This is a genomic window from Bradyrhizobium shewense, assembly GCF_900094605.1.
Taxonomy (GTDB): Bacteria; Pseudomonadota; Alphaproteobacteria; order Rhizobiales; family Xanthobacteraceae; genus Bradyrhizobium; species Bradyrhizobium shewense.
Genome location: NZ_FMAI01000027.1, coordinates 61,288 through 87,547 on the forward strand (window position 1 = coordinate 61,288; position 26,260 = coordinate 87,547).

Genomic DNA, 26,260 nt, shown 5'->3' on the forward strand with positions numbered 1-26,260 from the left:
GGCAAAGGCGCATAGCGCCGTGCCCACGATGTCTCCCCCGCAATCTACAAATCGTGGGCACGCTTCGCTTTGCCCACCCTACGGCACCTCCTATTCGGTTCGATTTCAACCACCCGTTCACCATCTGGAAACGACCGCCGCTTAGAGTCGCCTCCACCTGCCTTGGGGGGAGGGGATTTTCCATGGCTTCGAACGTCGTCGCGCGCCGTTGCGCGATGTTTTGCTTTGTCTTGTCTGTTGCCCTCACGGGCGCCCGCTACATCACCGAAGCCCATGCCGCCGGCGCGATTGCAGTCGGCAAATGCGGCGCTTATGGCCAGGCTTTTGATTACGGCCACGAGCACGAGGCGCGTGCCGCTGCGCAGAAGCAGTGCAAGGGCGATTGCACGACCGTGACGATGAAGCGCGCCTGCGCCGCGATGTCGGTCGATCTCGCCAACCCCTGCGGTGCGTATGGTTATGCCGTCAAGCCGAAGATCTCGGCCTCGCTCAACGCCGCCACGCGCGAATGCTACAAATACGGTGGCAAGGAATGCGTGATCCGCGCCTGGGCCTGCGACGCCAAGGGTTGATTCCTCTTGCTGTCATTCCGGGGCGATGCATAGCATCACCCCGGAACTCAGGAATGACAGTGGAAGGAACAGATGCAGTTCGACACCAAGATCGCGGTTGTGATCCGCACCGATCTTCAGGCTTGGCAGAAGCTCAACGTTGCGTCCTTCCTCACCAGCGGCATTGCCGCGGCTTTTCCGGAATGCATTGGCGATGCCTATGAAGACGCCTCAGGCACGAACTATCACGCACTGATCGGACAGCCGATCCTGATCTACGGCGCCGACGGTCCGGCGTTGTCGCGCGCACTGGACCGTGCGCTCGCGCGCAACGTCAAGCCGGCGGTCTATACCGAGGACATGTTCGGCACCACGCACGATGCCGCCAATCGCGAGGCAGTGAGGGCCGTGGCGCGCAACGATCTCAATCTCGTCGGCATCGCCATGCGCGCCGAGCGCAAGGTGATCGACAAGATCGTCGACGGGCTGAAGTTCCATAGCTGACACGCCGGCATCGGCGCGGCGTCATCGTGGTGTCATGATGGGGCGGGCCCTGCGCAAACTTTGCGCTGTTTGACGCCCATCAAAGGAGCGCCGCGCGGCGTCGTTATTATGCTCCAAAGTGCACAGGAGCAGACCGATGCCGACCATGAAAGCCGCAATCGTCAAGCAATTCGGCAAGCCACTGGTGATCGAGGACGTGCCGGTGCCGCAGCCCGGTCCCGGCGAGATTCTGGTCAAGGTGAAAGCCTGCGGCGTCTGTCACACCGATCTGCATGCAGCCTCAGGCGACTGGCCGGTGAAGCCGGTTCCTCCGTTCATTCCCGGCCACGAGGCCGCCGGCACCGTCGCCGCGCTCGGGTCCGGCGTGAAGAATCTGAAAGTGGGAGATGCCGTCGGCGTCGCCTGGCTGCACGATGCCTGCATGTCGTGTGAATATTGCGAGACCGGTTGGGAGACCCTGTGCGAGCACCAGCACAACACCGGTTACAGCGTCAACGGCGGCTTCGCCGAATACGTCATCGCCTCGGCCGCCTTCGCTGCAAAGCTGCCGGCAACGGTCGATTTCGCGGCCATCGCGCCGATTCTGTGCGCCGGCGTTACCACCTACAAGGGATTGAAGGAGACTGAGGCCAGGCCCGGCGAGTGGGTGGTGATCTCAGGCGTTGGCGGGCTCGGCCATGTCGCGGTCCAGTACGCCAAGGCGATGGGGCTCAAGGTCGCCGCCGTCGACATCGCCGAGGACAAGCTCGCGCTCGCGCGCGAGACCGGCGCCGATCTCGCAGTCAACGCGTTCGCGACCGGCGCGGTGGATCAGGTCTTGGCGGCGACCGGCGGCGGGGCCCACGGCGTGCTGGTGACGGCGGTCTCGACCGCCGCCTTCGCGCAGGCGCTGAAGATGGTGCGCCGTAAGGGCACCGTCAGCCTCGTCGGCCTGCCGCCGGGCGAATTCCCGACGCCGATCTTCGACGTCGTGCTCAAGCGCATTACGGTGCGCGGCTCAATCGTCGGCACGAGGCGGGACCTCGACGAAGCCGTCGCATTCGCTACCGACGGTAAGGTGAAGGCCGAGGTGACGAAGGTGCCGCTCGCGCAAATCAACGATGTCTTCGAGCGGATGAAGGCCGGCAAGATCGACGGTCGCATGGTGCTTGATTTCGGCTAGCGCCTCATCCCGGCGGCATGCCTTCGAACTTTACCAGGCTGGGATCGAGGCGATCCCAGTCATGGCTGCGCGCGGCGAAAGTGACCGCCTGCGGCTTGTAGCGGGCAGGCTCGTCGAGGCTCGCAGCGCGGATTGTGAAGACGTCGGGCTGTGCCGCGAAGGTCAAGTACACAGGCACGCCGCACTGCGTGCAGAAGCCGCGCGTCTTCACGTTGCCGCTGTCGGCGACCATATCCCAATGCTTCGCCTCGCCGGTTAGCGTGACGCCGGCCCGCGCGAACGTCGCGTATGAGCCATGCGCACTGCCGCTTTCGCGCTGGCAGTCTCGGCACTGGCAGTGATTGCTGAACAGGGGCTCGCCGGCAATCGAATAGCGGATCGCGCCGCAGGCGCAGCCGCCGGTATAGGGCTTGTCCATTGCGATGCTTCCTACTTGTCTTCGCCGGAGATGGCATCGAGCCGCTGCAGCACCTTGACCCAGCCGTCGCTCATGTTGCGATAAGCGGTGTCGTTCGTCGGCGTCATGAAGCCGGAGTGCACCACGCGCACGCGCGTCCCTGCTTCGATCGGCGTGAGGGACCAGGTGACGACGGTGTTGAGCGCCGAGCCGTAACCGGTGTTACCCTCGTCGCCGCCCTTCCAGGCGAAGGCGAAGCGTTGGTTCGGCACGACCTCCAGAACGCGGCAATGGATCGTGCCATCCCACGCGCCGGCCGGGTTGGTCTTGAACGTGAAGGTGTTGCCTTCGACGGCCTCGAAACCGGTCGGCGGCATCAGCCAGCGCGCAATCAGCTGTGCGCTGGTTAGCGCCTTCCAGATCGTCGCGACGGCGTGAGGGAAGACCTCGTCGATGACGATGTCTTTGGTCTGGTGTTGGGCTTGAGCTTTGGAAGCAGCACTCACGGATCGATCTCCTTCAAGAGGTCACGCAGATTCTGGAAGCGCTCGCGCCAGAACACGCCGTAATGGTCCATCCAGGTGACCAGCGGCTCGAGCCCCTGCGGCGCGGCGCGGTAATAGACGTTGCGGCCCTCCGCGCGCTCGGCGACGAGGCCCGCCTGTTTCAGCGACTTCAGGTGCTGTGAGATGGCGCCCTGGGTCACGCCGCTGCCGCGCGTCAGCTCGGCGACGGTGATCTCCTTGCTCTCGAACACACGCTCGAACACCGCCCGGCGCGTCGGGTCGGCGAGGGCGCGCATCACGGTGGTGACGGGGTTGGTTTCGATCATGTCATCAAATTAGTCCACGCTAATTCATTAGTCAATGCTAATTAGTTTGCTCTCGCGCCCCTGAACTTGACTATGACTGACTAGTCAGTCATATTTATCGGATGATGAAGAAGTCGACCAAGCTCGCCAACAAGTCGGCACAGAGCGCGGAGCCTGCGTCAGCCCGCGGAGAGGTGCCTGCGTCGAACCGTGCTGCGCGCGCGCAGGAGCGGCGCGCGGCGATCGTGGAGGCCGCGATGGAGGAGTTCATCGCCCGCGGTTTCGCCGCAACGCGACTCGACGACATTGCCAAACGCGCCGGCGTCGCCAAGGGCACGATCTACCTGCACTTCAAGGACAAGGAATCGATGTTCGAGGAGCTGGTGCGCATCGTGATCGTGCCCGTCGTGGCGCGGCTGACCGCGCTGCCGCCGCCGACGGGCTCGGTGCGCGACCTCATCGAGGCCTTTGCCAGCAATTTCCTGAAAGAGGTCATCGGCACCAGGCGCGGCGATCTGGTGCGGCTGATTGTGGCGGAGGGGCCGCGTTTTCCGGCCGTCGCCGACTTCTACTACCGCGAGGTCGTCTCGCGCGGGATCGCCGCCATGCGCGCGCTGATCGAGCTCGGCATCGCCCGCGGCGAGATCCGCGAAAAGGACCTCGCGCGCTATCCGCAGATCCTGGTCGCGCCCGCGATGATTGCGGTGATCTGGCAAAGCCTGTTTGCGCGGCACGCGCCGCTCGATGCGCAGGACATGCTGCGCGTCCATCTCGATTTGATTTTTGGCGAACGGAGGACGACATGAGGTCGTCACGAACCATCTCTCACCTCATCCTGAGGAGCGCGGAACGCGCGTCTCGACGGATGCAGGCCCGGTTGTGGCTTCTCGCCCTTCGAGACGCCGCTTCGCGGCTCCTCAGGGTGAGGGATCGACAGCAGTATCTGCCGCGTCTTTGCTCGATCGTGGTTCTGGCGCTCGCAACCGGTCTCGCCGGATGCCAGGAGAAGCGCGATCCCGGCTTCCAGGGCTGGGTCGAGGCCGACATGATCTTCGTCAGCCCGGACGAAGCGGGGCGGGTGACGAAGCTCAATGTCCGCGAAGGCGACGAGGTTAAGGTCGGCGATCACCTCTATTCCGTCGACGACGATCTCCAGCTTGCCGATCTCAACCAGCAAAAGGCGACGCTGGCGAATGCGCAGCAGACCTATGACCGCGCGGCCTCGCTGAGCAAGACCGGCTCAGGCACGCAGGCTAATCTCGATTCGGCTGTGTCTGCCTTGCGCGTCGCGGAAGCGCGGGTGGCGACGTCGGAGACACGGATGGCGCGGCGCAAGGGCTTTGCGCCGGTTGCCGGCACCATCCAGCAGATCTATTTCCGCGAGGGGGAGATGGTGGCGGCGCAGCGCCCGGTGCTGTCGATCATGCCGCCCGGTAACATGAAGCTGCGCTTTTTCGTGCCGGAGGCCGCGCTGCCGAAGCTCGCGATCGGCGACACGGTGCGCATCTCTTGCGACAATTGCGCGGCCGATCTCACCGCAAAGATCTACTTCATTGCGACCTCGGCCGAATACACCCCGCCTGTCATCTACAGCCTCGATGAGCGCAACAAGCTGGTCTATTTGATCCAGGCGCGGCCGTCGCGCCCCGACGCGCTGCGGGTCGGACAGCCGATCGACGTCTATCTCAATCCGAAGACACCGGTGGCGGACAAGCGATGAATGGCGGCAACGGCATCGCGATCGACGTCAAGGGCCTGACCAAATCGTTCGGCGGCCGCGAGGTCGTGCACGATCTGTCGATGCAGGTGAAGCGCGGCTCGATCTACGGCTTCCTTGGTCCCAACGGCTCGGGCAAGACCACGACCATCCGTATCCTCTGCGGTCTCCTCACCCCGGATAGCGGCGAGGGCACCTGTCTCGGCTACGACATCCGCCGCGATGCCGAAAAGATCAAGCGCCAGGTCGGCTATATGACCCAGCGCTTCAGCCTTTATCAGGATCTCTCGGTGCGCGAGAACCTCGAATTCGTCGCGCGGCTCTATGGTCTCGCGGATGCGCGCGGCGCCGCGCGCGACATGATCAAGCGGCTCGGGCTCTCGGGACGCGAGGAGCAGCTTGCGGGCGAGCTTTCCGGCGGCTGGAAGCAGCGGCTGGCGCTGGGTGCCTGCACGCTGCCCAGTCCGAAATTGTTGCTGCTGGACGAGCCGACCGCAGGCGTGGATCCCAAGGCGCGGCGCGATTTCTGGAACGAGATCCACGCGCTTGCCGCCGAGGGCCTCACCGTTCTGGTCTCGACCCACTACATGGACGAAGCCGAGCGCTGCCACGAGATTGCCTACATCGCCTACGGCCATCTGCTGGTGCACGGCACCGTGGAGGAGGTGATCGCGAAATCCGCGCTCTCGACCTACACCGTGACGGGCGAAGACCTGAACGAGCTCGCGGCCGAGCTCACCGGCAAGCCCGGCGTGGATATGGTGGCGCCGTTCGGCACCTCGCTGCACGTTTCGGGGCGGGACGTTGCCGCGCTCGAAGCCAGTATTGCGCCGTGGCGCGAGCGAAGCGGCCTGCACTGGCAGAAGTCGCATCCCTCACTGGAAGACGTGTTCATCGAATTGATGGGGCGCTCCAAGGACAATTTCCAATGAGTGCCGTCGATCATCCCGCACCACAGCACGAAATCCGCGAGCGCTTCGGCTTCCTGCGGCGCTCCTATGCGATGCTGATCAAGGAGTTCATCCAGCTGAGGCGCGACCGCGTGTCGTTCGCGATGATCGTGATGCTGCCGGTGATGCAACTGATGCTGTTCGGCTATGCCATCAACACCACGCCGCACCATCTGCCGAGCGCGGTGCTGCTCCAGGAGGACTCCGATCTCGCCCGCTCGATCCTGAAAGCTCTGGAGAACACCGCCTATTTCCGCTTCCTCTATGAGGTGCACGATGTCGAGGACTTCGACAATCTGCTGAAATCCGGCAAGGTGCTGTTCGGCGTCGAGATCCCGCGCGGCTTCGAGCGTGCGGTGCGGCGCGGCGACAGGCCGGCGCTGCTGGTTGCGGCCGATGCCACCGACCCGGTGGCGGCGAGCGCGGCGATCGGCTCGCTCGGCATGGTCGTGCAGACCGCGCTCAAGCACGATCTCTACATCGGCGATCCCCCGGAGATGCCGTTCGAGATCCGTGCGCATGCCCGCTATAATCCGGCCGCGGCCTCCAGCCTCAACATCGTGCCGGGCCTGGTCGGCACCATCCTCACCATGACCATGCTGATCTTCACCGCGCTGTCGGTCACGCGCGAGGTCGAGCGCGGCACCATGGAGAGCCTGCTGTCGATGCCGATCAAGCCGGTCGAGGTGATGTTCGGCAAGATCGTGCCTTACGTGCTGGTCGGCTTCGTGCAGGCGTTCCTCATCATCGGCATCGGGGTTGGCCTGTTCGGCGTCCCCGTGCTCGGCAATCTGTTCCTGCTGGCGCTGCTCTCGACGCTGTTCATCACCACCAATTTGTCGATCGGTTACACCATCTCGACGGTGGTGCAGAACCAGCTCCAGGCCATGCAGATGTCGATGATGTTCTTCCTGCCGAGCATTCTGCTGTCCGGATTCATGTTTCCGTTCGCCGGCATGCCCACCTGGGCGCAATATCTCGGCGAATGCCTGCCGCTGACGCATTACCTCCGCATCGTCCGCGCCATCATGCTGAAGGGCGCGACCATGCAGAATCTGCATTTCGACGCCCTGGCACTAGCGATCCTGATGCTGCTCGCCATGACCATCGCCGTGACGCGCTTCCGCCGCACGCTGGATTGAGGCACAATGCCCCCGGAATCGAGGGGCGGAATGGTCAGATTTGCGAGCAGGAAGACGCGGCAGCATGCCGTGCTATCGGAGGATTTCGAGCGCGAGCTGACACGGGAGGTGTTGCGGACCGAACTGTTGCGGGTGCGCACACTGATCATCACTGGCTGTGTCTTGATGCTGTTCCTGACCTCAACCTTCCTGATCGAACCTGCTCTCGTGAACCGGGTCTGGCGCGGGACCGAGGGCCTTGTCCGCGAATTTATCCTCGTGGGGAGCTTCATCCTCTTTGAAGCTTGGGTCCACAGCCAGATCAGGCGAAACCTCAAGCTCGATCGCGACCTGCCGGTGATCAGGCGCTATATCGGCGCCTTCATCGAAACGTCGCTGCCAACGGTAATCCTGATCCTGCAGATCCGCAGCATGGGTGCCAGCCAGGCGCTTGGTTTCGTGCTGCCACTGGTTTATTTCATCTTCGTCATTCTTTCGACGCTGCGGCTCGATTTCTGGCTGTCCACCTTCACCGGATTCGTGGCCGCGGCCGAACTTCTGGCCGTGGCGCTGTACTACAATTCGGCTGACGACGCAGGCGAACCCCTGATCTACTTCCACGTCGTGCGCAGCACTGTCATCCTGATCTGCGGCGTCCTCGCAGGCTCCGTCGGTGCCCAACTCCGCCGCCAGTTCGCCGCCAGCATTGCAGCCGCCACTGCGCGCGACCGGGTGACGAACCTGTTTGGCCAGCACGTCTCCCCGCAGGTGGTGGAGCGACTGATGGCGGAGGGCACCAGCGCCGCCGGTGACCTGCGCCGCGTCGCCGTGATGTTCGTCGATTTCCGCGGCTTCACGGCCGGCGCGCAGACGCGCACGCCGCAGGAGGTGGTCGACCGGCTCGATGGCGCCTTTGCGGTGCTGGTCGACGTCCTCGATCGCCACGGCGGCATCGTGAACAAGTTTCTCGGCGATGGTTTTCTCGCGCTGTTCGGCGCGCCGCTGGAAGCCTCCGACGCCGCGCATCGCGCGGTTGCCGCAGGCCGCGAGATGCTGAGTGCGATGGACCGCATCAACGCACAGACGAGCTGGCCGTTGCGCATCGGCATCGGCATCCATTTCGGCGAAGTCGTCGCCGGCAATATCGGCTCGCCCCGGCGCAAGGAGTACACGGTGATCGGTGACACCGTGAACTTCGCCTCGCGCCTGGAGGCGCTCAACAAGGAGTTCGGCTCGCAGCTCCTGATTTCCGCGACTGTGCGCGAGGCGCTGGGCAACGATGGTGACGATGCCGTTGCGCTCGGCGAGGTCGAGGTGCGCGGCTATGAGCGGAAGGTGGCGGTGTTTCAATTGGGGTAGCGCCTTCACATGTGAGTCGCGTTTCGTTGAAGCGAGCCGCGGTTCGTTGAAGGCTTCTAAAATCTCTTCCGCGATTGCTCCGATTGCTCCGAATTTTGGGGCATGACGAGCGATATCGCAGGCCTATAGACTGCCGCGCGATGCGGCCCGTTGCGGCCGCAACTTGCATAAGGGATCGAAGATGCAGCGCCGCTACATCACAGTCGACGTGTTCACCGACCGCGCCTTCGGCGGCAACCAGCTCGCCGTGGTGCTCGACGCCGGCGGGCTCACGACCGCGCAGATGCAGACGATCGCGACCGAGTTCAACTATTCCGAGACCACCTTCGTGCTGCCGCCGAGCGACAAGGCTCATGATGCGGAGGTGCGCATTTTTACCCCGGTGCAGGAGATTGCCTTTGCGGGCCATCCCAATGTCGGCACCGCCTTCGTGCTCGCCTCGATGGCGAAGGAGCCGAAGCCACGTCTGCTGTTCGAGGAGAAGGCCGGGCTCGTGCCGGTCGACATCGTGAGGGAGCAGGGCCGGGTGATCAGAACCGAGCTCACCGCGCCGCAGCCGCTGGAGCGGCTCTCGCGGCTGTCAGCCGCCGAAGCCGCGAGTTGCATCTCGCTCGTTGCAGACGACATCAAGACCGACAATCACGAGCCGCAGATCGTCACCGTCGGAAACGCGTTTCTGGTGATGGAGCTGCATTCGCGCGAGGCGCTGAAGCGCGCTCGGCCAGATGCGGCAGCCTACGGCAAGGTATTGCCGCGCGATGGTGCCCGATCGGTGTGGTTCTATACGCGCGACGTGCCCGCGGCGGAGGCGCCTTGCGAGCGCCAGGCGCGAATGTTCATGCGCGGCGCCAGCGGTCTCGTCGAGGACCCCGCCACCGGCAGCGCCACGGTTGCCGCGGCGGCGCTGTTCGCTGATCTCGATCCGATACGCGATGGCGAGCTCAAGCTCACGGTCGGCCAGGGTTTTGACATGGGCCGGCCGAGCATCCTCTCAACGCGCGTGCGCAAGCAGGACGGCAAGATCGTCTCCGCCCATGTCGGCGGCAGCTGCGTGCAGATGATGGCGGGGACGTTCAAACTGGCGGGGGAGGGGTAGGAACCGTCATCCCCGCGCAATGGCGAAGCCATTGTCGCTGGAGGTGCGAGCTCTTGCGAGTCTCGAAGGATGCATGGCCGAGGTGCAACCTAGGGGCACGCCGTCGTCCTTCGAGGGCCGCTGAAGAAGCGGCCGCCTCAGGATGACGGCTACGGCTAAAGTCGGTGCCAATGCCAACTACGCCTGCCGTCCCGCCAGATTCTTCACCGCAACCCCATCGCGCTCCTCAATGATCTCCGCGATCATCTGGCGGTGGCAATGGGTGTGATCCCTCTCGTAGCAAAGCAGGCACACGGGGCCGGCCTTCTTCACCAGCGCCGAGAGCTCGTCCATCGCTTCCCTGGCCTCGGGCGCCTTCAGGTGCTTTGAGAAAATCCTCTCGAGCACATCGTACTGACCGCTGCGCGCGGCGAGCCGCCCCTCCTTCGGCGTGCCGAGCGCGGCGAGGTGGATATAGGCGATGCCACGTTCGTCGAGCCCTGCTGACAGCTGCTTCTTGGAAAAGCCCGGCCGGCGCGAGGATGTCACCGCGCGCACGTCGACCACGAGCTTGACGCCAGCCTCTACCAGCTCATCCAGCACCGCCTTGGGCGGCGTCTGCTCATAGCCGATGGTGAACAGCTTCTTCGCTTTTGCCATGGATCACCTCAGCTCACCCTTGCGATCAGCTCCATGGCGCCGGCGGGTGCGCGCACCTTGCCCTCGTGGATGACGTAGGCGAACACGTCGCGCGGCTCCTTCTTCGGCTTTGCCTTGTCAACTTTGGGCAGGTCGTCCGGTTCACCGCCCGAAGCCCAGGCTTCAAAGCGCTCGGCCCAGGCATCGAGCTGCTTGGGCGGGTAGCAGGTCTTGATCTCGTCATTGCCCTTCTGCAGCCGGGCATAGACGAAATCACCGGCGACGTCGGCGATGGCGGGATATTTGCCGTGCTCGGCGAACACGACGGGAGTCTCGAACTCGCGGATCAGCGCCACGAAGTCCGGCGTGCAGAAGCTGTCGTGGCGGACCTCGACGACATGGCGCAGCGCGCGTCCCTCGAGCTTGCGCGGCAATAGCTCGAGGAACTTGCCGAAATCGGCGCCGTCGAATTTCTTTGTCGGCGCGAATTGCCACAGCACCGGCCCGAGACGGTCGCCGAGTTCCAGCACGCCGGAATCATAGAACCGCTTGATGGAATCGCCGGCTTCCGCCAACACCCGGCGGTTGGTGGCGAATCGCGGTCCCTTCACCGAGAACACGAAACCGTCGGGCACCTCGCTCGCCCATTTGCGAAAGCTCTCCGGCTTTTGCGAGCCGTAATAGGTGCCGTTGATCTCGATCGAGGTCAGCTTCGAGGCCGCGTAGGACAGCTCCTTCGCCTGCGTCAGCTTCTCCGGATAGAACACGCCGCGCCACGGCTCGAAGGTCCAGCCGCCGATGCCGATGAAGATGTTGCCTGACTTTTTGGACGCAGTTTTTGCTTTGGCCACGGAAGGATCTCGCATCGACGTGGAGGGGATGCCGTCATCCTAATCAAACCAGTTGTGATTGGCCAGTTGCTGCGTCCCGTCTAAGGTCGCGGCGGGATCTGCGAAAAAGGAGAAAAAGATGCGGATGCTGATGGTGGGAGCGGCGCTCGTCATGATGACATCTGCTGCCATAATATCTCCGGTCATGGCGGATGACGACGATGCGAAGGGCGCGCAGAAGCTCGCCATGCAGGGCCGCGACGATTACTGGCATTGCCTGGCGCGGGAATATTCGCGCGACAGCAATCGGGGAATGACGGAACAGGATTTTGGCCGCTCGATCGCGGGTGCCTGTCCGTCGGAGCGGCAATATTACCGGGTGGCGCTGCTCGACTATCTCACCACGCAATATCCGAACATCGATGCCGGCGCCCATCTCGCTACCGCGAACAGGGCAGTGGAGGCCGCGCAGAAGGACATCGTGACGGCCTTCGTCAAGCAGAGACCGCCGGCGAAGTAGGCAATGGGGAGTGGCGAATAGCTGGTCGTGCGGAAGTCCGGGACGCCATTCGCTACTCGCCATCGCCCGGCCCTTCCGGCTCCGCGCGCATCCGTGATATCACGGGGCGTATCTGGAACAGGGGTGGGTTTCCATGGCGTCTGAGTCGGTAGGGGGCATTTTGGGCGTGATCGTCGCCGCGATCGTGCTTGCAGTCGCCGTCGTGTTCGGGCCGATTGGCCAGTACGGCAAGCCGCCCAAACCGGCGAAAGTCGAGCCGGCCCCGGCTGCAGCCCCGGCCGCGCCGGCGCCGCGCGGGCCGATCATTCGGGAAGTGCCCAACCAATAAGACACGAAAATCGTGGTTTCGCCCCTTGCGAAGCCGTCTTGTCATTCCTATCTAGGTTTTAACGGCGCCGTTGAGCGAAAAACTCCGGCGTTGGAACGACCTTGGAATAGCTTGGGCTCGCGCCGGATGTACGCGCGGCCCGCCGTTCCGGGGTCGTTGGCATTTTGGGGACCCCTTTTTGGGCCCTTTCCCGGGCACCCCGGCTTCGCAGCATAAAACCTGGCAGCGCAGAACTTGGCAGCGCTGGACGCGGCGGATATACGCTGCCGTCATGAATGAAGCGATCAGACCGGGCTCCGAAAATCCGCTGCAGGCTCTCGAAGGGCCGGAACTGTCGGTCATCGTCCCGACCTTCAACGAGCGCGACAATGTCACGGTGCTGTACCGGCGGCTGGAGGCGGTGCTCGCCAACGTCGCCTGGGAGGTCGTGTTCGTCGACGACAATTCGCCTGATGGCACTTGGGACGTCGTGCGCGCGCTGGCGCAGCAGGACAGCCGCGTGCGCTGTATCCGCCGCATCGGCCGCCGAGGCCTGTCGGGCGCCTGCATCGAGGGCATCCTTGCGTCCAGCGCGCCCTATGTGGCCGTGATCGACGCCGATCTCCAGCACGACGAGACGCAACTGCCGAAGATGCTGTTGCTGCTCGCAAGCGACGAGGCCGACCTCGTGGTCGGCAGCCGCTACATCGAGGGCTACAAGAGCGAGGGCTTCAACAAGCAGCGCGCCGGCGCCAGCGCGCTGGCGACCGAGTTCGCCAGGAAGATGCTGCGGGTCGAGATCGCCGATCCCATGAGCGGCTTCTTCATGATCCGCCGCGATCGTTTTGAGCAGCTCGCGCCGAAGCTTTCCGTGCACGGCTTCAAGATCCTGCTCGACGTCGTCGCGACCGCGCACGGCGGCTTGCGGGCGGTCGAGATTCCCTACACTTTCGGCGCCCGTCAGCACGGCGAGAGCAAGCTCGATTCCATGGTCGCGCTCGATTTCCTTGGCCTCGTGCTGGCCAAGCTGAGCAACGACATCGTCTCGCTGCGCTTCATCCTGTTCGCGATGGTCGGCGGCATCGGCCTCGTGGTGCATCTCACCACGCTGTTCATCGGACTTCAGCTGTTCAAGGCGCCGTTTGCGGAAGCGCAGGCCGCCGGCGCCATCGTCGCCATGACCAGCAATTTCATCCTCAACAACTTCCTCACCTATCGCGACCAGCGGCTCAAGGGCTTTGCACTGCTGCGCGGCCTGATCGCCTTCTACATCGTGTGCAGCGTCGGCTTGCTCGCCAATGTCGGCGTCGCCTTCTCGGTCTACGACCAGGAGCCGATCTGGTGGCTGGCCGGCATGGCCGGTGCGCTGATGGGCGTGGTGTGGAACTACGCGATGTCAGGCCTGTTCGTCTGGCGCAAGAAATAACCCACGATGGGCGGGGCTGACGCGCGGATCGTCCGCAATACCGTGCTGCTGATTCTGGCGCTGGTGGCCCTGCGGCTCGTCGCGGCAGCGTTCACGCCGATCACCTTCGACGAAGCCTATTACTGGATGTGGTCGAACAACCTCGCCGGGGGCTATTACGACCATCCGCCGATGGTCGCCTATGTCATCCGCGCCGGCACCATGATCGCCGGCGATACCGAGCTCGGCGTCCGCCTCGTCTCGATCCTGCTCGCACTGCCGATGAGCTATGCGATCTACCGCTCCGCTGCGATCCTGTTCGGCGGCGCGCGCGTGGCGGCGACCGGCGCCGTCCTGCTCAACGTAACCATGATGGCCTCCGTCGGCACGCTGATCGTGACGCCGGATGCGCCGCTCCTGGTCGCATCCAGCTTCGTGCTGTTCTTCCTCGCAAAAGTACTGGAGACCGGCCGCGGCGTCTGGTGGCTTGCGGTCGGCGCGGCCGTCGGTGCGGCACTGCTGTCGAAATACACGGCGATGTTCTTTGGCGCCGGGATCCTGATCTGGCTCGCTTGCGTGCCGAAGCTCAGGCGCTGGTTCCTCTCGCCCTGGCCCTATCTCGGCGGTCTTGTTGCGCTGGCGCTGTTCTCGCCGGTGATCCTCTGGAATGCGGACCATCAATGGGTCTCGTTCGCAAAGCAGCTCGGGCGCGCGAAGATCGAGGACTTCCGACCCGTCTTCATCGCCGAGCTGATCCCGACCCAGATCGCGTTCGCAACCCCGCTGGTCTTCATCCTCGGCGCGATGGGTCTGCACGCGCTGACCTGGCGCCGGGCCGGCGCACTGGGCTCGCGCGTGCTGATCGAGGCGATGTTCTGGACCATCGTCGCCTATTTCGTCTGGCATTCGCTGCATGCCCGCGTCGAGGCCAACTGGTTCGCGCCGGTCTATCCGCCTTTCGTCATCGCCGCGGCCGCTGCCGCCAACCTCGTGCAATGGAAGCCGCGCCAGCGCCGCCTGGCGGATTTCTGCCTGCGCTGGGCCGCGCCTGTCGGCATCGTGATGTTTGCAGCGCTCATCGTGCAAGCCAACACCGGCTGGCTGTCCGGTTATCGCCGCGATGCCACCGTGCGCAGCGTCGGCGTCGGCTGGCGCGAGCTCGCTGCCGAAATCGAAGCCGTGCGCGCGCGCCATGGCGCGACCTGCGTGCTCGCGCAGGACTACGGCACCACGGGCTGGCTGGCCTTTTACTTGCCCCGCGGCACCTGCGTGGTGCAGCAGAACCAGCGCATCCGCTGGGTCAATATGGGCGAGCCCGATCCGAAGCTTCTGGCGGGCAAGCTGCTCTATGTCGACGAGCTGCGCCCGGACGGTCATCCCGTCCTCAACGACCTCTTTGCGAAGGTGACACAGGTCGCGCAATTGCAGCGCAAGCGCGGCCCGCTCGTGGTCGAGACCTACAGCGTCGATCTGCTGGAGGAGGCCAAGGGCGACGTGCTGGACCGCTCGCCGCCGCCGGAAGCAAGGTAGCTCCTTCCCGTCGTCCCTGCGAACGCAGGGACCCATACCCCCAGGGAGAAGTTTGGCGAAGACTGTTAGCGGGCAGTTTTCCAGTCGGTACGGTCACCCGCGTTCATCGATAGATCACGCGGTATGGGTCCCCGCATTCGCGGGGACGACGGCAGAGTGTTGGGCCGGTAGCAGTGGCTACTCAGTCGATCGCCTCGGCCTTAGCCGCGGCCTGCTTCGGCCCGCCCTGATCCCGCCAGAACCACACGGTCACGACGCCGGAGCGGCCACGGACCTGGGCGAGCAGGGGGCCCGACAGGACGCCGTCGGGAGCCCCGTGGAAGTCGGCCGTATCCAGCAGGGTATTGCTCAGGGCGAGCCGTGCATCGTTCTGGACGGCGACTTCCATCAGCCGGCTCGCGACGTTGACCGTGTCGCCTGTCGCCGTGATGTGCTGGTGGCTTTCGCCGAGGCGGGAGGCGACGATCTCGCCGAAATGCGCGCCGATCTTGAAACCGAGCTGACCGCCGATCGCTGACGGCAGCGAGGCGATCCAGTGTTCGACACCGCGATGCAGGTCGATCGCGCATTTGAGCGCGCGCGCGGCGTCATCGGGCATCGCGGCCGGCAGACCGAACAGGATCATGGCGCCGTCGCCGAGAAAGCCGGTGATCATGCCGCCGCAATCGACCGCGGCCTTGTCGATCCGCGCGTGAAACGCCTGCAGGATCTCCTGAAGCGCGTCCGGATCGATCCGTTCGCTCAAGGAAGTGAAACCGGAGAGATCGATGAAGACGATTGCGGCGTCTTGCCGGACCGGCTTGGACAGGAAATTCGGATCGCGCGCCAGCCATTCCTGCACGGCCGGTGCCTGGAATTGTGCGAGAGACCTGCTCTTGGCGGCGAGATATTGCGTGCGGCGGCCTCCGGCCCACAGCTGCACACCGGCAAAGATCGCAACCGGCGGCATCGCGGCGGCGAGCGTGGTTGCCGCATTCAGCCAGACGCCATGCGTGAACGCGAAGGCATTGAGGCCGGCCCAGGCGATCATCACCGCGGCCGCCGCCATTATGCCGAGCGCGCTGCGCCGCCAGGCCAGCAAGCCGACCAGCAGCATCGGCAGCAGGATCGCAGCGAGCGCGTCGGCGAAATGGACCCTATGGTCCCGCACGATGCCGTCGCCGGCAACGAGGTGGGTGATCGCGGTCGAGACCACCTCGACGCCGGGCATCAGGGAATCGAACGGTGTCGGGTAGAAGTCGCCGCCGCCGGCGACCGAGGCGCCGATCACGACGATCCGGTTCTCGATCGCGGCGCGATTGAGCGTGCCGTCGAAAATGCTCTGCGCGCTCACGGTGCGGATGGTGCGGCGCGGACCGTAATAGGTGATCGGCAGCGCGAAGTCGGTATCGGTCGGCACGGCGCGGTCGCCGAGCATGAGATGATCCGGCGCGATCGTCAGCGGCTTGTCGAGCGCGCGCGTCGCGACGCGCAACGGGAACGACAGCTCGACCTTGTCGCGGGTCCGGAACAGCATCGGCACCGAGAGCGGCGACCCCGATTGTCCCGTCGCGACATTGACGATGCCGACCTCGGCGTGGTCGGCGAACGCAGGCAGCGGCAGCAGGAAACGTTCAGCTTGCGGCAGCACGGCGAGGGGACCTGCGCTGCCGGGCGCCACGTTTTCGCTGGCGGAGGGGAAGATCGCGGCGGCGGCGAGCACCATGGGGCCGGTGGCGAGCGTGTTTGCGAGCGTGGCGTCGCCGATCGCAGCGCTGCGGTCGACGAGCAGGAGATCGATCGCGACGACCTTCGGCTTGAACTGCACGATGGTGTCGACGACGCGGGCGAGATCGGCGCGCGGAAGCGGATAGCTGCCGCCGCGCTTCACCACGGTGTCGTCGATCGCGACGATAGTGACGAGATCGGGCGGACGCTGCACCCCGCGGACCTGGGTTCGCCAATCGGTCAGCGTTGCTTCGAGGCGGTCGAGAAAGCGCAGATGGCCGCCTGCGTGCGCGGCAAAGATGCCCGCGCCCCACAGCGCGGTGAGGGCGAGTGCCACCAGGATCTGAACGCGTCTCGTCATTACGTCGTACTGCAATCTTCTTTTTCTTCGGGCCTTTGGGCCGAGGTCTATTGATCAGGTCTTATTGGCCAAGTCTCATTGACCGAGTCTTGCCATGAGAGCGTCGATGCGCGGCTGGCCCCACTGCTTCATCGTCAACGGTCCGGTCGCTTCCACGTCGACGCCTTGGCCGGGGCCGAGCACGACGCCGCGCCCACGAGCCCTGCGGCTGACGCCGACACGGCCGTCGGCGACGAAGACGGAGGTCTTGGCCTCAGCGACATCGACGGCCCATCTGGTGCCGCGCACCGCGGCAATCGCCTGCGGCGTCAACACCTTGAAGGGATTGCCGCCCGGCTTCCTGGGCACTTCGACCAGCAGGGCTTTGCTGCTCAACTCAACGGAGTCAATATGTCCGTCGCGGTTGGCGTCCTTTAGTTCAAATCTGGCGCCACTTTCCGCAACGATGGTGATGCCGTTGTCGCAGCGCCAAGTCTGCGTGCCTGCGGCCGAGGCCGACGATGTGCAAGCTGCATTGGCAGGCTGCGCGGCCGCGTATCCCATCAACAACGACGACGCCAGAGCAAAATATCCGGCGCGCGCGAACCTTCTCATGCCAGCCTCCGTTTGCATGCCCGGCACAGTTCAAGGCGATGTTGATACGGTACCGTATCACACGCAGAGGCTGCTGAAAAGTGCCGCTTTACGAGCTATTTTCTCGCCGTGGCCTTTTCCAGAGCGGCGCGATCAACTTTCGGTCAGGGCGCGGTCGCCGTGTGAGCGGTCCGAGCGCGCTGTGTGATGTGCGTGATCTTGCCCGCTGTTCTCGTGTCACCCACGCGCCGGCGGGAAGGCCAGTGCACCAGCCTCGCGCAACGCTTCCCCGCTATCTTCCGGGTACCGAAGGCCACGAAAACGACTTGGTTGGGTGGCCCAAGAAAGGCGGCCGGAGACGACCGCTGAATGCGCCGATCCTGCCGAGAATTATAGTTAACAGACGCGGCTAAGTCCGTAGTTCTGCGGACTTTTTTCTCGAAATGGGACGACGTTAACGAGCTGCCGCACATCTGCCCGAACTTAATCCGCATTTAACTAAAAGTCGCCTTAATGACGCTCCGACCCTCTGCGAGATGCTGTTTCCGGATCGTGACCAGCGGCACTTCGAAGGGGGACTGAGTGACACCGTCCTGGACGCAAGGCGAATGAGTACGAGTATCGCTGCGCAGAGTAACGCGGCACGGAAGTCCAAGAATTCTCTTCGGAAGTCTTCCCGGAAAATGAGCACGACCAATTGGCTTGGCGCCGCGGCCATCGGCTGCGTCGTGATGGGTGCCGGCTGGACCATCTACAGCAACGTCTTCGGCGCGAGCGTCTATCCGACCGTCGGCGGCATTGGCTACGACGAGCCGGTGATCAAGCGTGCGCCCAAGGTCGCGCTACGCGAGGCCGGCGACGCCATCAAGGAAGCTTTTGCGCTCCTGCCGGACCGGTTGCAGGTTGCCGCCCCGATCTCGCGCGAGATGTTCAACGAGCGCTTTGCTGCCGCTGCGACCCAAGGCGTGGCATCGAACGCGGCCAGCGCGGCGCCAGCGACCCAGGTTGCGGTGGCCAACGACGCGCCGAAGCAGAGCGTGATCGCGAAGGTCGCGGAAGCACTGAAGCCGTCGGCCCCGGCCAAAATTGCTGAGAAGACCGCTGACAAGACCGGGGACAAGGTCAAGCGCGCTCCGGATGCCCAGATGCAGCTCGCCTCGGCCGACCCGGCCCAGATCGTGCCGGCACCGGAAGCGAAGAAGTCGTTCGCCGATCGCGCCAAGGCCGCGGTGATGTCGATCACCGGTCCGCGGCAGTCGATGGTCGAAAAACTCTGGGGCAAGCGCGAGCCGTCCGGCGGGCTGCTGGCCTATGCCTCGGCCGATGCCAGTGTGACCGCGTCCATCGCGCCGAAGGAGCAGAACCCGATGTTCGGCGGTGCGCCGCCCTATGAGCGGGACACCGCGGTCTACGACATCACTGCCAAGACGGTGTATCTGCCCGATGGCACCAAGCTCGAAGCGCATTCCGGCCTCGGCTCCAGTCTCGACGATCCGCGCTCCCAGCGCACGCGCATGCGCGGCGTGACGCCGCCGCACATCTACACGCTGAAGCCGCGCGAAGCGCTGTTCCACGGCGTGCCCGCGTTGCGCCTGACCCCGGTCGGCGGCGAGAGCGCGATCTACGGCCGCGACGGCCTGCTTGCCCACACCTTCATGCTCGGGCCGAACGGCGATTCCAACGGCTGCGTGTCGTTCAAGGACTATTACGCGTTCCTCGACGCCTACCGCAACAAGGGCATCCGCAAGCTCGCGGTGCTGGCGCGAGTGGAGTGAGGCGCAGCGCGCCTCACCGCTTTCTTCTCTGCACGATCAGCGCTTGACGAAGACCAGGTTGCAGGGGCGCGCCTCGTTGCGCTTGCCGCTGCCGCGGGTGCGCTCGAACTGCGCATCGACCGTGAAGGCATAGGGAGAGCCGGGCGCAAGGTTGTTGAGCGTATACGCGCTTGCCCCCGTCGTCCCGCGCGCGCTCAAGGTCGTCTTGCCGTCCGGCGGGATCTGACCATCGATCTCCAGCCGGTTGGCGCCGCCCTGGCCCTGAACCTCGGCGTGAAACACACCGTTGGTCACGGTGCCGGCGAGGGGCCTGGTGAAGCCTTGCGCCTTGCCGGAAGCCGGGCAGTTCAGCGTCACGTCCCAAGTGCCGTCGAAGTCCTTGCTGCCGCCGGCGCGGGTGTTGGTCGCAGGCGCCAGCGCCACCTTTTGCTTCAGGCCCTCGATCCGCGCCTTGGCGAGACTGGCGAAGCTGCAACTGGAAAATCGCGTCAGATGGTCCTCGAAGGCGCTGACGGTGCCGATGGTGTCGGCCGCCTTCCAGTGCGCCTCCGCGGACGCGCAAGGGTCAGCCCGCGGCGCGATTTGCGGAGCCCCGGGCGCGATCGTGACCGACACCGGCCCGTTCAGGTAGAACTTGCCGATGATCGACAGCGACAGCTCCGGAAGCTGCGTCTTGCCGCTGGCATCGTAGACGTCGCTGCTGATGTCGCGAAAGACGTCGCCGATCTCCTGCGGCTCTTCGATATGCTTGAGGAACGCGGCCGTATAGGGGCTGTTGCGGCCGACGCCGTCCGCCGCGGTCTGCCCCGATTGCGTCGAGAACGACACGATCGTGCCGCGCGGCGCTTCGACCTTCGACAGGCCGCGCCCGATCGAGGCGGCCCGTGTCGCTGAGCGTTTGAGAGTTTCCGCCAGCGGATTGTCGCGACAGGAATCGAGCACCAGGATGCGCAGGTTCTTGGCTTGCTGCAGATCGTTCACGATGTCGTCGACCCGCACGAAACGCTTGAGGTCGGCCTCATCGGTGAGCGTGGCGTCGACAGGCATCAGATAGTTCACGCCGTTGTACTGCATCGCATGGCCGCTGTAGTAGAATATGGCGACGTCAGCTCTGCTCGCGGCGCGCGCGAAGCGGATGGTCATGTCCTGCATGTCGGCCTGGCGCAGGTCGATGCCGTGGATCACCTCGAAGCCGCTGCGCCTCAGCGAGGCCGCGACGTCCTCGGCATCGTGCGACGGGTTGGGAAGTTGCGCCGTCGAGGCATAAGCACCGTTGCCGATCACCAGTGCCACCCGCGTGTCCGCAGATGCAGTGTCGGGAGACAGCCAGCCGGCGAGGAGGACTAGGCAAAATAAAGATAAGCACAATCTGGAAAGAGCACGCATGAATGCCTTCCAAGAAAATATCGAAAAATATCCCTCCAGCTTAGCGCATGCCGCGCCGACTTCAATGCCCTCGCCGGGAAAACGCTCAGATTTACCGACCGTGACGTCCGGTCACGCTGCCATCGCCTTGCGCAGGGCTATCTCGGTCGCAATCGCTTCCCGCACGGCCGGCCGTGTCTGCATGCGCCCGAGATAGGCTGACAAGGGCGGCCATTGCGCGATGTCGACGCCTGCGGGACGGAGCAGCAGCAAGGCCCAGGTGAGGTGGGCATCCGCGACGGTGAAGCTGTCACCGACGAGGAATTCGCGCTCCGCCAGATGCGCCGATGGCACCGACAATGTCTGCGTGATTCTGCCGCGCGGCTTGGCGAGCGAGCCGTCGTCCTTGTACCAGAAGGTCGGAAACAGGAACCCCTTGTGGATCTCGGCGCCGATGAAGCTCAGCCATTCCTGCAGGCGATAGCGATCAACGTCGCCAGGCCGCGGCGCAAGGCCGCGCTCGGGCTTCGCGTCGGCGATGTATTGCAGCACCGCCGCGCTCTCGGTCAGCCGTTCGCCGTTCTCCAGCACCAGAACCGGCACCGCGCCCTTCGGCGACACGCCGAGGAAATCGCTGCCGTCGTCCACGACCTGCTTGGTCCAGATATGGGCGAGGTGATACTGCGCCTCGATACCGGCCTCCATCAGCGCGATGCGACTCGAGAGCGAGCAGGCCATCGGAAAGAAATAGAGTTGCAGCATCGAATGCTCCGTCAAATCAGCGCATCGCTGCGCGCGATAATCGCGAAGCGGTCCGAGAGCTCGGCCAGCGCGACCGCGTGAATCGTCCGGGCGTCCAGTGTGCCGCCGCGGCCATCCGGCAGGTCACGGGTGGCGCAGGCATCGGCCGCGATCGTCGTCCGCAGGCCGAGGTCGAGCGCGGCGCGGGCGGTCGAGGAGATGCACATGTGGGTCATGAAGCCGGCCAGCACGATGTTCTTGCATCCGGCCGCGGCAAGCCGGGCTTGCAGATCGGTGCCGGCGAATGAGTTCGGCAGCGCTTTCTCGATCACGGGCTCGCCTGCTTGCGGCGTCAGACGATCAACGATCGCGCCGCGCGCCGCCTCGCGGTCGAACAGGCCGCCGGCGCGGCCCTTGTGCGCGACATGGATGATCGCAGCGCCGCTCTCCCGTGCCCGCGCCAGCAGGCGCGCCGCCGCGGCGATCGCCGGCTGTGCATCGGGAAGGGCCAACGGGCCGGCGCAATATTCGTTCTGGATGTCGATCAGCACGAGGCAGGCCTCGTTGAGCTTCGGCGGATCGAGATCGGCGCCGGCGAGTTCGAGCAGGGTCTTGGGAGCGGTCATGCTGGTCAGGCCTTCCAGGGAGATCGGATGGCGTCACATTAGCGCAGCATGGGCCTGCCATTGTGCAGGACTATTGCAGCTTACGGCTGCAGATTTGCAGGACACGGCATCGCCTGCTAGGCTCGCCCGGATGAACTGGGACGATCTGCGCATCATTGCCGCGGTGAGGGACGAGGGCACCTATGCCGGCGCCAGCGCGCGGCTGCGCATCGACGAGACCACCGTCGGCCGCCGGCTCGCACGCATTCAGCGCGATCTCGGCGTGCTGCTGTTCGATGCCGTGGACGGCCAGCGCCGTCCGACGCGCCATTGCGAGGCGGTGCTCGAGCATGTCGGCGTCATGGCCGCCCATGTCGCGGCGATCGACCGCATCAAGGAGAGCCAGCCCGGCCCGGTCGGCCGCCTGCGCATCGCCTCGACCAATGCGGTTGCCGAAGAGTTGTTGGCGCCGCACGCGAGCAGCTTCCTGCGTGATCATCCCGGCCTGACCCTGCAATTCCTGACGTCCAGCGGTAACGTCAAATTCTCGCGCTGGCAGGCCGACCTCGCCATTCGTCTGCGCAAGCCGGAGAAGGGTGACTTCACCATCTCCAAGCTCGGCGATGTCAGGCTGTATTTCTTCGAGCCCGTCGACCGCACCGGCGGCGAGCCGGTCGCGTGCGTCTATCCCGATGAGCTCGACACCATTCCCGAACAGCAGTTCTTGCGCGCGAAGCGGCTGACGAACGTTCGCTGCATCACCGACAACGTCCGCATCATCAGGACCATGATCCAGTCGCATCAGGCCGTCGGCGTGTTGCCCGAACACAGCTGCGAAGGCCTGTTCGCCGACCGCAGCCTGCGCGCGACGCTGCTGCCGCGGCGGCGCGACGTCTGGCTCTTGGTGCAGAACCACCTCAGGCGCGATCCGGCAACCCGCGTGACGATCGACTGGGTAAGGGCGCGTTTCCAGGAAACTTCGCGCGCTTGACGTCGCATGACGCTGTGATTGTCGCGTCACACTGCGCAAGCTGTGTTGAAAAAATTTCGAGCTCCCCCTTGCAACCCGAACGTGCTTCGTCTATTAGCCCGCTCCTTCGCTAGGCCATGTGTCCGGGCTCTCTGAGATCCCGGCTGGCGCGATCCGGTCTCCGGTCTCGTGTTCCGCCGAATGAAGACGCAGGATGTAGCTCATGGAGAGCGTCGGAGTGAAATCCGGAGGCATCGGTTCGATTCCGATTTCTTGTACCAACCAAAGGATAGCTCAGTTGGGTAGAGCAGGTGACGTTAATCATCGGGTCGCGGGTTCGAATCCCGCTCCAGCGCTACGGGTCAGCCTGAAAAACTGACACCTCTGACGAGGACCGGACGCGCGCTTCAGTCGCAGTCCGGCCGTTTTGCCGCAAGGCTTTCCGTCCGAACCTAGACACTGTGAGACCGGCTTTGCGCCGCGGGTAGATACCGCTTGCGTTGATGCCGGGTGGCTCCGCTCGGCCGCGCGACATCCGTCGCGCGATCGCGCGCGTGCGCCCGTCGTCATGCGAGCTCAAGCCTCGGTCCGTCGATCTCTCAGGAAGCGTCGTCCGCGTCCTCAAATCCTTTGCAAACGAAACCTGTTGTCCGGCATCCGGCCGGACGCAAAACGATGGAGGCGTGCCATGATTTCGAACAAGGGCTGGCATTTGCTGATGCTGAACGTGACGGTCAAGGATGGCGAGCGTGCGCTGCTCACGCGCAACGGGCAGCTCGTGCGCGTGCTCGCGCCCGGCAGGCATCGTCTGTTCGATCCCCTGCACGAGCTGAGGGCCGAGGTGCTCGATGTGGTTCGCACTGAATTCTCTGCGGATCGCTACGCGGTGCTGAAGGCCGCACGGCCTGATCTGGCCGCCGAACTGTTCGAGGCGGTCGAGACCAAGGCGGACGAGATCGCCATCGTCAGCCTCGACGGCCGGCCCGTGCATCTGATGACGCCCTGGCAGGTGCGCGTCTACTGGAAGGTCGCAACGAGCGTCGAGGTCGAGCGCATCGATGTGTCCCGCGATGTCAGGGTCGGCGCGCGGCATCTGTCCATGATCGAGCGTAACCGCTCCGCCGTGACGTCGGAGACGGTGGTCGAGAACCACGAGGCGGGCCTGCTCTATGTCGAGGGCCGGCTCGTCGAGCGGCTCATGCCCGGTCGGCACGCCTTCTGGACCGTCGGCCGCAAGATCGAGGTGAAGCGCCTCGACCTGCGGCCCCAGGCGGTCGAGATCACCGCGCAGGAGATGCTGACCAAGGATCGCATCGCGCTGCGGGTGACGCTGACGGCGTTCCGCCGGGTGGTCGATCCCGAGCGCACGGTTGCGACCGTGCCCGATGTGGATGCGTGGCTGTACCGCCTGGTGCAGTTCGCGATCCGCGAGGCGGTTGCGGGCCGGACGCTGGACGAGGTGCTGTCTGCGAAGGCGGCGCTGGATGCGGAGCTGCGCGACTATGTGCGCGCACGCGTCGCGGAGTCCGGTGTCGAGGTCACCGAGCTCGGCGTCAAGGACGTGATCCTGCCCGGCGAAATCCGGGAGCTGGTGAACAAGGTGGTGGAGGCGGAGCGGGTCGCGAAGGCGAACCTGATCCGCCGGCAGGAAGAGACCGCGGCAACGCGTTCGCTTCTGAACACCGCCCGCCTGATGGAGGAGAACCCCCTGCTGCTGCGGCTCAAGGAGCTGGAGTCGCTGGAGCGGCTGGTCGAGAAGGTCGGCCGCATCGATCTCCACGCCGCCAACGGCGAGGGCCTCGATGCTCTCCTGACCCGGCTCGTGCGCCTGAAGGCGCCCGAGAGCGCATGAAACGAAGGGCCGCCCACGGGCGGCCCTTCACATATCCGTCGTCGTCGCTTGCAATGAACGCGGAACCGCGCCTGTGCGACCAAAATCACGGAGCCGGGATTGCGCGCGCGCGAAGGTTGCGTAATCTCGCGATGACCACGGGTTTGATCAGGGCAGGGGCATGACGATTCTTCAGGACTCCATCCGGCCGTCGCGAGCGCAATCGCAGGAATGGAAGGTGATCGTCATCCTGATCTTGCTGGTCCCGGTGCTGTGGTCCCCGCTGATTCTGTTTCGCTTCGTCCTCTATCAGCCGTTCAGCATCCCCTCCAATTCGATGGCGCCGACGCTGATGGTCGGTGACTACGTCTTCGCCGCGAAATATCCCTATGGCTACGGCCGGTATTCATTGCCGTTCGCGTCGTCCTGGATCTCGGGCCGCGTCTTTGCTGCCGACCCGGAATACGGCGACATCGTCGTGTTCCGGACGGCAAAGGACAGCTCGGTCGACTACGTCAAACGCGTGGTCGGGCTGCCCCGCGACCGCATCCAGATGCGGCAGGGCCAGCTCATCCTCAACGACCGGCCGGTGACGCGCGTCGCGCTCGAGGACGGGCTCGCCGACAACGCCTGCGGTGGGGATGGCGGCGTCAGGGTCAAGCGTTGGCGTGAGACGCTGCCGAGCGGCGCGTCCTATGTCACCAACGACTGCGTCGACAACGGTTTCCTGGACAACACCAACGTCTACACGGTGCCGCCGGGCCATTTCTTCGTGCTCGGCGACAACCGCGACAATTCCACCGACAGCCGCATGGTGTCGGCGTTCGGCTTCGTGCCGATGGACAATCTGGTCGGCAAGGTGACGCGGATCTTCTGGTCGCTCGACGAAGACGGCGAGCCGCACATGGAGCGGTTGGGGAAGGTGGAGTGAGGCGTGCCCGTCATTCCGGGCTCGCGCCCAAGAGGGCGCGCCCCGGAATGACAAGCGGAGAGTGTTTGCCCCCCAAACAAAAACCCCGGCATCGCTGCCGGGGTTTCGTAGTTCTTGAGGTCGTTGGACTTTAGAAGTCCATGCCGCCCATGCCGCCGCCCGGGGGCATCGCGGGACCGGCGCCGCCCTTCTTGGGCAGCTCGGCGACCATGGCTTCCGTGGTGATCAGGAGCGCGGCCACCGAGGCAGCGTTCTGGATCGCAGTACGGACCACCTTGGTCGGGTCGATGATGCCCTTCTTGACGAGGTCGGCATATTCGCCGGTCTGGGAGTCGAAGCCGTAATTGTAGGTCTTGTTCTCCAGGATCTTGCCGACGATCACCGAGCCGTCTTCACCGGCGTTGATCGCGATCTGGCGAGCGGGAGCCGACAGCGCCTTGCGCACGATCTCGACGCCGGTCTTCTGGTCGTCGTTCTTGGTGCGCAGGCCCTTGAGCTGCTCGGAGGCACGGAGCAGGGCGAC

28 protein-coding genes and 2 tRNA genes are annotated in these 26,260 nt (G+C 64.7%); 19 read left to right on the top strand and 11 right to left on the bottom strand.

The genetic code is table 11. The features are described 5' to 3' along the window. Positions 1 to 182 precede the first annotated feature (182 nt). From GA0061098_RS34935 to adhP, 3 genes are all read left to right on the top strand, one after another. Positions 183 to 572, top strand: coding sequence for a DUF4189 domain-containing protein (locus tag GA0061098_RS34935; RefSeq protein WP_091965943.1), 390 nt, complete (start codon positions 183 to 185; stop codon positions 570 to 572). 72 nt (positions 573 to 644) lie between these two features. Beyond that, positions 645 to 1,055 (top strand): DUF2000 family protein, encoded by a 411-nt coding sequence (locus GA0061098_RS34940; protein WP_091965944.1) that lies wholly within the window; start codon positions 645 to 647, stop codon positions 1,053 to 1,055. A 136-nt stretch (positions 1,056 to 1,191) separates the two neighbouring features. Further along, positions 1,192 to 2,217 carry an alcohol dehydrogenase AdhP gene (gene adhP / locus GA0061098_RS34945; protein ID WP_091965945.1) on the top strand — a complete coding sequence of 342 codons (1,026 nt, stop codon included), beginning with the start codon at positions 1,192 to 1,194 and terminating at the stop codon, positions 2,215 to 2,217. A 4-nt stretch (positions 2,218 to 2,221) separates the two neighbouring features. Here the strand turns inward: adhP and GA0061098_RS34950 are convergent, their stop codons facing one another. The 3 genes from GA0061098_RS34950 to GA0061098_RS34960 are packed head-to-tail and all read right to left on the bottom strand — an operon-like array spanning position 2,222 to position 3,446. After that, positions 2,222 to 2,635: a GFA family protein gene (locus tag GA0061098_RS34950; RefSeq protein WP_091965946.1), complete on the bottom strand. Its 414-nt coding sequence runs from the start codon at positions 2,633 to 2,635 to the stop codon at positions 2,222 to 2,224. Between the two features lie 11 nt (positions 2,636 to 2,646). Then, complete coding sequence (locus GA0061098_RS34955; protein WP_091965947.1) at positions 2,647 to 3,120, bottom strand: SRPBCC family protein; 474 nt, start codon at positions 3,118 to 3,120, stop codon at positions 2,647 to 2,649. Further along, positions 3,117 to 3,446: an ArsR/SmtB family transcription factor gene (locus GA0061098_RS34960; RefSeq protein WP_091965948.1), complete on the bottom strand. Its 330-nt coding sequence runs from the start codon at positions 3,444 to 3,446 to the stop codon at positions 3,117 to 3,119. Before GA0061098_RS34960 ends, GA0061098_RS34955 begins: the two co-directional genes overlap by 4 nt. Positions 3,447 to 3,547: 101 nt before the next feature. On the opposite strand from GA0061098_RS34960, the gene GA0061098_RS34965 reads away from it, so the two are divergent. The 6 genes from GA0061098_RS34965 (at position 3,548) to GA0061098_RS34990 (ending at position 9,668) form a co-directional block, all read left to right on the top strand. Beyond that, positions 3,548 to 4,231: a TetR/AcrR family transcriptional regulator gene (locus GA0061098_RS34965; protein ID WP_091965949.1), complete on the top strand. Its 684-nt coding sequence runs from the start codon at positions 3,548 to 3,550 to the stop codon at positions 4,229 to 4,231. Then, the gene (locus GA0061098_RS34970; protein WP_245323787.1) at positions 4,228 to 5,145 is read left to right on the top strand and encodes an HlyD family secretion protein; all 918 of its coding nucleotides are present in this window, start codon (positions 4,228 to 4,230) and stop codon (positions 5,143 to 5,145) included. The genes GA0061098_RS34965 and GA0061098_RS34970 overlap by 4 nt, the downstream gene beginning before the upstream one ends. Further along, complete coding sequence (locus tag GA0061098_RS34975; RefSeq protein ID WP_091965950.1) at positions 5,142 to 6,074, top strand: ABC transporter ATP-binding protein; 933 nt, start codon at positions 5,142 to 5,144, stop codon at positions 6,072 to 6,074. Before GA0061098_RS34970 ends, GA0061098_RS34975 begins: the two co-directional genes overlap by 4 nt. After that, positions 6,071 to 7,234, top strand: coding sequence for an ABC transporter permease (locus GA0061098_RS34980; protein WP_091965951.1), 1,164 nt, complete (start codon positions 6,071 to 6,073; stop codon positions 7,232 to 7,234). The genes GA0061098_RS34975 and GA0061098_RS34980 overlap by 4 nt, the downstream gene beginning before the upstream one ends. 30 nt (positions 7,235 to 7,264) lie before the next feature. Continuing rightward, positions 7,265 to 8,572 carry an adenylate/guanylate cyclase domain-containing protein gene (locus tag GA0061098_RS34985; RefSeq protein WP_091965952.1) on the top strand — a complete coding sequence of 436 codons (1,308 nt, stop codon included), beginning with the start codon at positions 7,265 to 7,267 and terminating at the stop codon, positions 8,570 to 8,572. Positions 8,573 to 8,753: 181 nt separating this feature from the next. Beyond that, on the top strand, positions 8,754 to 9,668 hold the full coding sequence (locus GA0061098_RS34990; protein ID WP_091965953.1) for a PhzF family phenazine biosynthesis protein: 915 nt from the start codon (positions 8,754 to 8,756) through the stop codon (positions 9,666 to 9,668). A gap of 177 nt (positions 9,669 to 9,845) precedes the next feature. On the opposite strand, the gene GA0061098_RS34995 is transcribed toward GA0061098_RS34990, so the two are convergent. Both GA0061098_RS34995 and GA0061098_RS35000 read right to left on the bottom strand, forming a co-directional pair. Continuing rightward, positions 9,846 to 10,307 (bottom strand): DUF488 domain-containing protein, encoded by a 462-nt coding sequence (locus GA0061098_RS34995; RefSeq protein ID WP_091965954.1) that lies wholly within the window; start codon positions 10,305 to 10,307, stop codon positions 9,846 to 9,848. A gap of 8 nt (positions 10,308 to 10,315) precedes the next feature. Continuing rightward, a complete protein-coding gene (locus GA0061098_RS35000) occupies positions 10,316 to 11,152 on the bottom strand; it encodes a DUF72 domain-containing protein (protein ID WP_091965955.1) in 837 nt (278 codons plus the stop codon). Positions 11,153 to 11,255: 103 nt separating this feature from the next. Here GA0061098_RS35000 and GA0061098_RS35005 point away from each other — a divergent pair, with 103 nt between their 5' ends. The 4 genes from GA0061098_RS35005 (at position 11,256) to GA0061098_RS35020 (ending at position 14,878) form a co-directional block, all read left to right on the top strand. Further along, positions 11,256 to 11,636, top strand: coding sequence for a hypothetical protein (locus GA0061098_RS35005; RefSeq protein WP_091965956.1), 381 nt, complete (start codon positions 11,256 to 11,258; stop codon positions 11,634 to 11,636). 133 nt (positions 11,637 to 11,769) lie between these two features. After that, complete coding sequence (locus GA0061098_RS35010; RefSeq protein WP_091965957.1) at positions 11,770 to 11,964, top strand: hypothetical protein; 195 nt, start codon at positions 11,770 to 11,772, stop codon at positions 11,962 to 11,964. Between the two features lie 271 nt (positions 11,965 to 12,235). Further along, positions 12,236 to 13,369 carry a glycosyltransferase family 2 protein gene (locus GA0061098_RS35015; protein ID WP_091965958.1) on the top strand — a complete coding sequence of 378 codons (1,134 nt, stop codon included), beginning with the start codon at positions 12,236 to 12,238 and terminating at the stop codon, positions 13,367 to 13,369. A 6-nt stretch (positions 13,370 to 13,375) separates the two neighbouring features. After that, complete coding sequence (locus GA0061098_RS35020; protein ID WP_091965959.1) at positions 13,376 to 14,878, top strand: glycosyltransferase family 39 protein; 1,503 nt, start codon at positions 13,376 to 13,378, stop codon at positions 14,876 to 14,878. A gap of 181 nt (positions 14,879 to 15,059) precedes the next feature. Here the strand turns inward: GA0061098_RS35020 and GA0061098_RS35025 are convergent, their stop codons facing one another. After that, on the bottom strand, positions 15,060 to 16,946 hold the full coding sequence (locus GA0061098_RS35025) for a CHASE2 domain-containing protein (protein WP_091965960.1): 1,887 nt from the start codon (positions 16,944 to 16,946) through the stop codon (positions 15,060 to 15,062). A gap of 75 nt (positions 16,947 to 17,021) precedes the next feature. Then, complete coding sequence (locus GA0061098_RS35030; RefSeq protein WP_165637799.1) at positions 17,022 to 17,540, bottom strand: FecR domain-containing protein; 519 nt, start codon at positions 17,538 to 17,540, stop codon at positions 17,022 to 17,024. A gap of 662 nt (positions 17,541 to 18,202) precedes the next feature. Between GA0061098_RS35030 and GA0061098_RS35035 the strand changes: the two genes are divergently transcribed. Continuing rightward, positions 18,203 to 19,294: a DUF2778 domain-containing protein gene (locus GA0061098_RS35035; RefSeq protein WP_165637800.1), complete on the top strand. Its 1,092-nt coding sequence runs from the start codon at positions 18,203 to 18,205 to the stop codon at positions 19,292 to 19,294. A gap of 36 nt (positions 19,295 to 19,330) precedes the next feature. Here GA0061098_RS35035 and GA0061098_RS35040 read toward each other — a convergent pair whose 3' ends face one another. The 3 genes from GA0061098_RS35040 to GA0061098_RS35050 form a co-directional block, all read right to left on the bottom strand. Then, on the bottom strand, positions 19,331 to 20,680 hold the full coding sequence (locus GA0061098_RS35040) for a caspase family protein (protein ID WP_091965963.1): 1,350 nt from the start codon (positions 20,678 to 20,680) through the stop codon (positions 19,331 to 19,333). Between the two features lie 111 nt (positions 20,681 to 20,791). Beyond that, on the bottom strand, positions 20,792 to 21,421 hold the full coding sequence (locus GA0061098_RS35045) for a glutathione S-transferase N-terminal domain-containing protein (protein WP_091965964.1): 630 nt from the start codon (positions 21,419 to 21,421) through the stop codon (positions 20,792 to 20,794). An 11-nt stretch (positions 21,422 to 21,432) separates the two neighbouring features. Further along, the gene (locus tag GA0061098_RS35050; RefSeq protein ID WP_091965965.1) at positions 21,433 to 22,026 is read right to left on the bottom strand and encodes a cysteine hydrolase family protein; all 594 of its coding nucleotides are present in this window, start codon (positions 22,024 to 22,026) and stop codon (positions 21,433 to 21,435) included. Positions 22,027 to 22,156: 130 nt separating this feature from the next. Between GA0061098_RS35050 and GA0061098_RS35055 the strand changes: the two genes are divergently transcribed. The 5 genes from GA0061098_RS35055 to lepB all read left to right on the top strand — a co-directional run bounded on the left by GA0061098_RS35055 (position 22,157) and on the right by lepB (position 25,737). Then, positions 22,157 to 22,996 (top strand): LysR family transcriptional regulator, encoded by an 840-nt coding sequence (locus tag GA0061098_RS35055; RefSeq protein WP_091965966.1) that lies wholly within the window; start codon positions 22,157 to 22,159, stop codon positions 22,994 to 22,996. A gap of 188 nt (positions 22,997 to 23,184) precedes the next feature. Continuing rightward, a tRNA-Ser gene (locus GA0061098_RS35060) sits at positions 23,185 to 23,256 on the top strand. Positions 23,257 to 23,263: 7 nt separating this feature from the next. After that, positions 23,264 to 23,330 (top strand) — tRNA-OTHER (locus tag GA0061098_RS35065). Positions 23,331 to 23,663: 333 nt separating this feature from the next. Next, positions 23,664 to 24,827, top strand: a complete 1,164-nt coding sequence (locus GA0061098_RS35070) for a slipin family protein (RefSeq protein ID WP_091965967.1) — start codon at positions 23,664 to 23,666, stop codon at positions 24,825 to 24,827. Between the two features lie 160 nt (positions 24,828 to 24,987). Then, entirely contained in the window at positions 24,988 to 25,737 is a 750-nt protein-coding gene (gene lepB, locus GA0061098_RS35075) for a signal peptidase I (RefSeq protein WP_091965968.1), read from the top strand. A 130-nt stretch (positions 25,738 to 25,867) separates the two neighbouring features. Here lepB and GA0061098_RS35080 read toward each other — a convergent pair. Further along, a partial coding sequence (locus GA0061098_RS35080; RefSeq protein ID WP_283808022.1) for a TCP-1/cpn60 chaperonin family protein occupies positions 25,868 to 26,260 on the bottom strand: 393 nt, incomplete at its 5' end.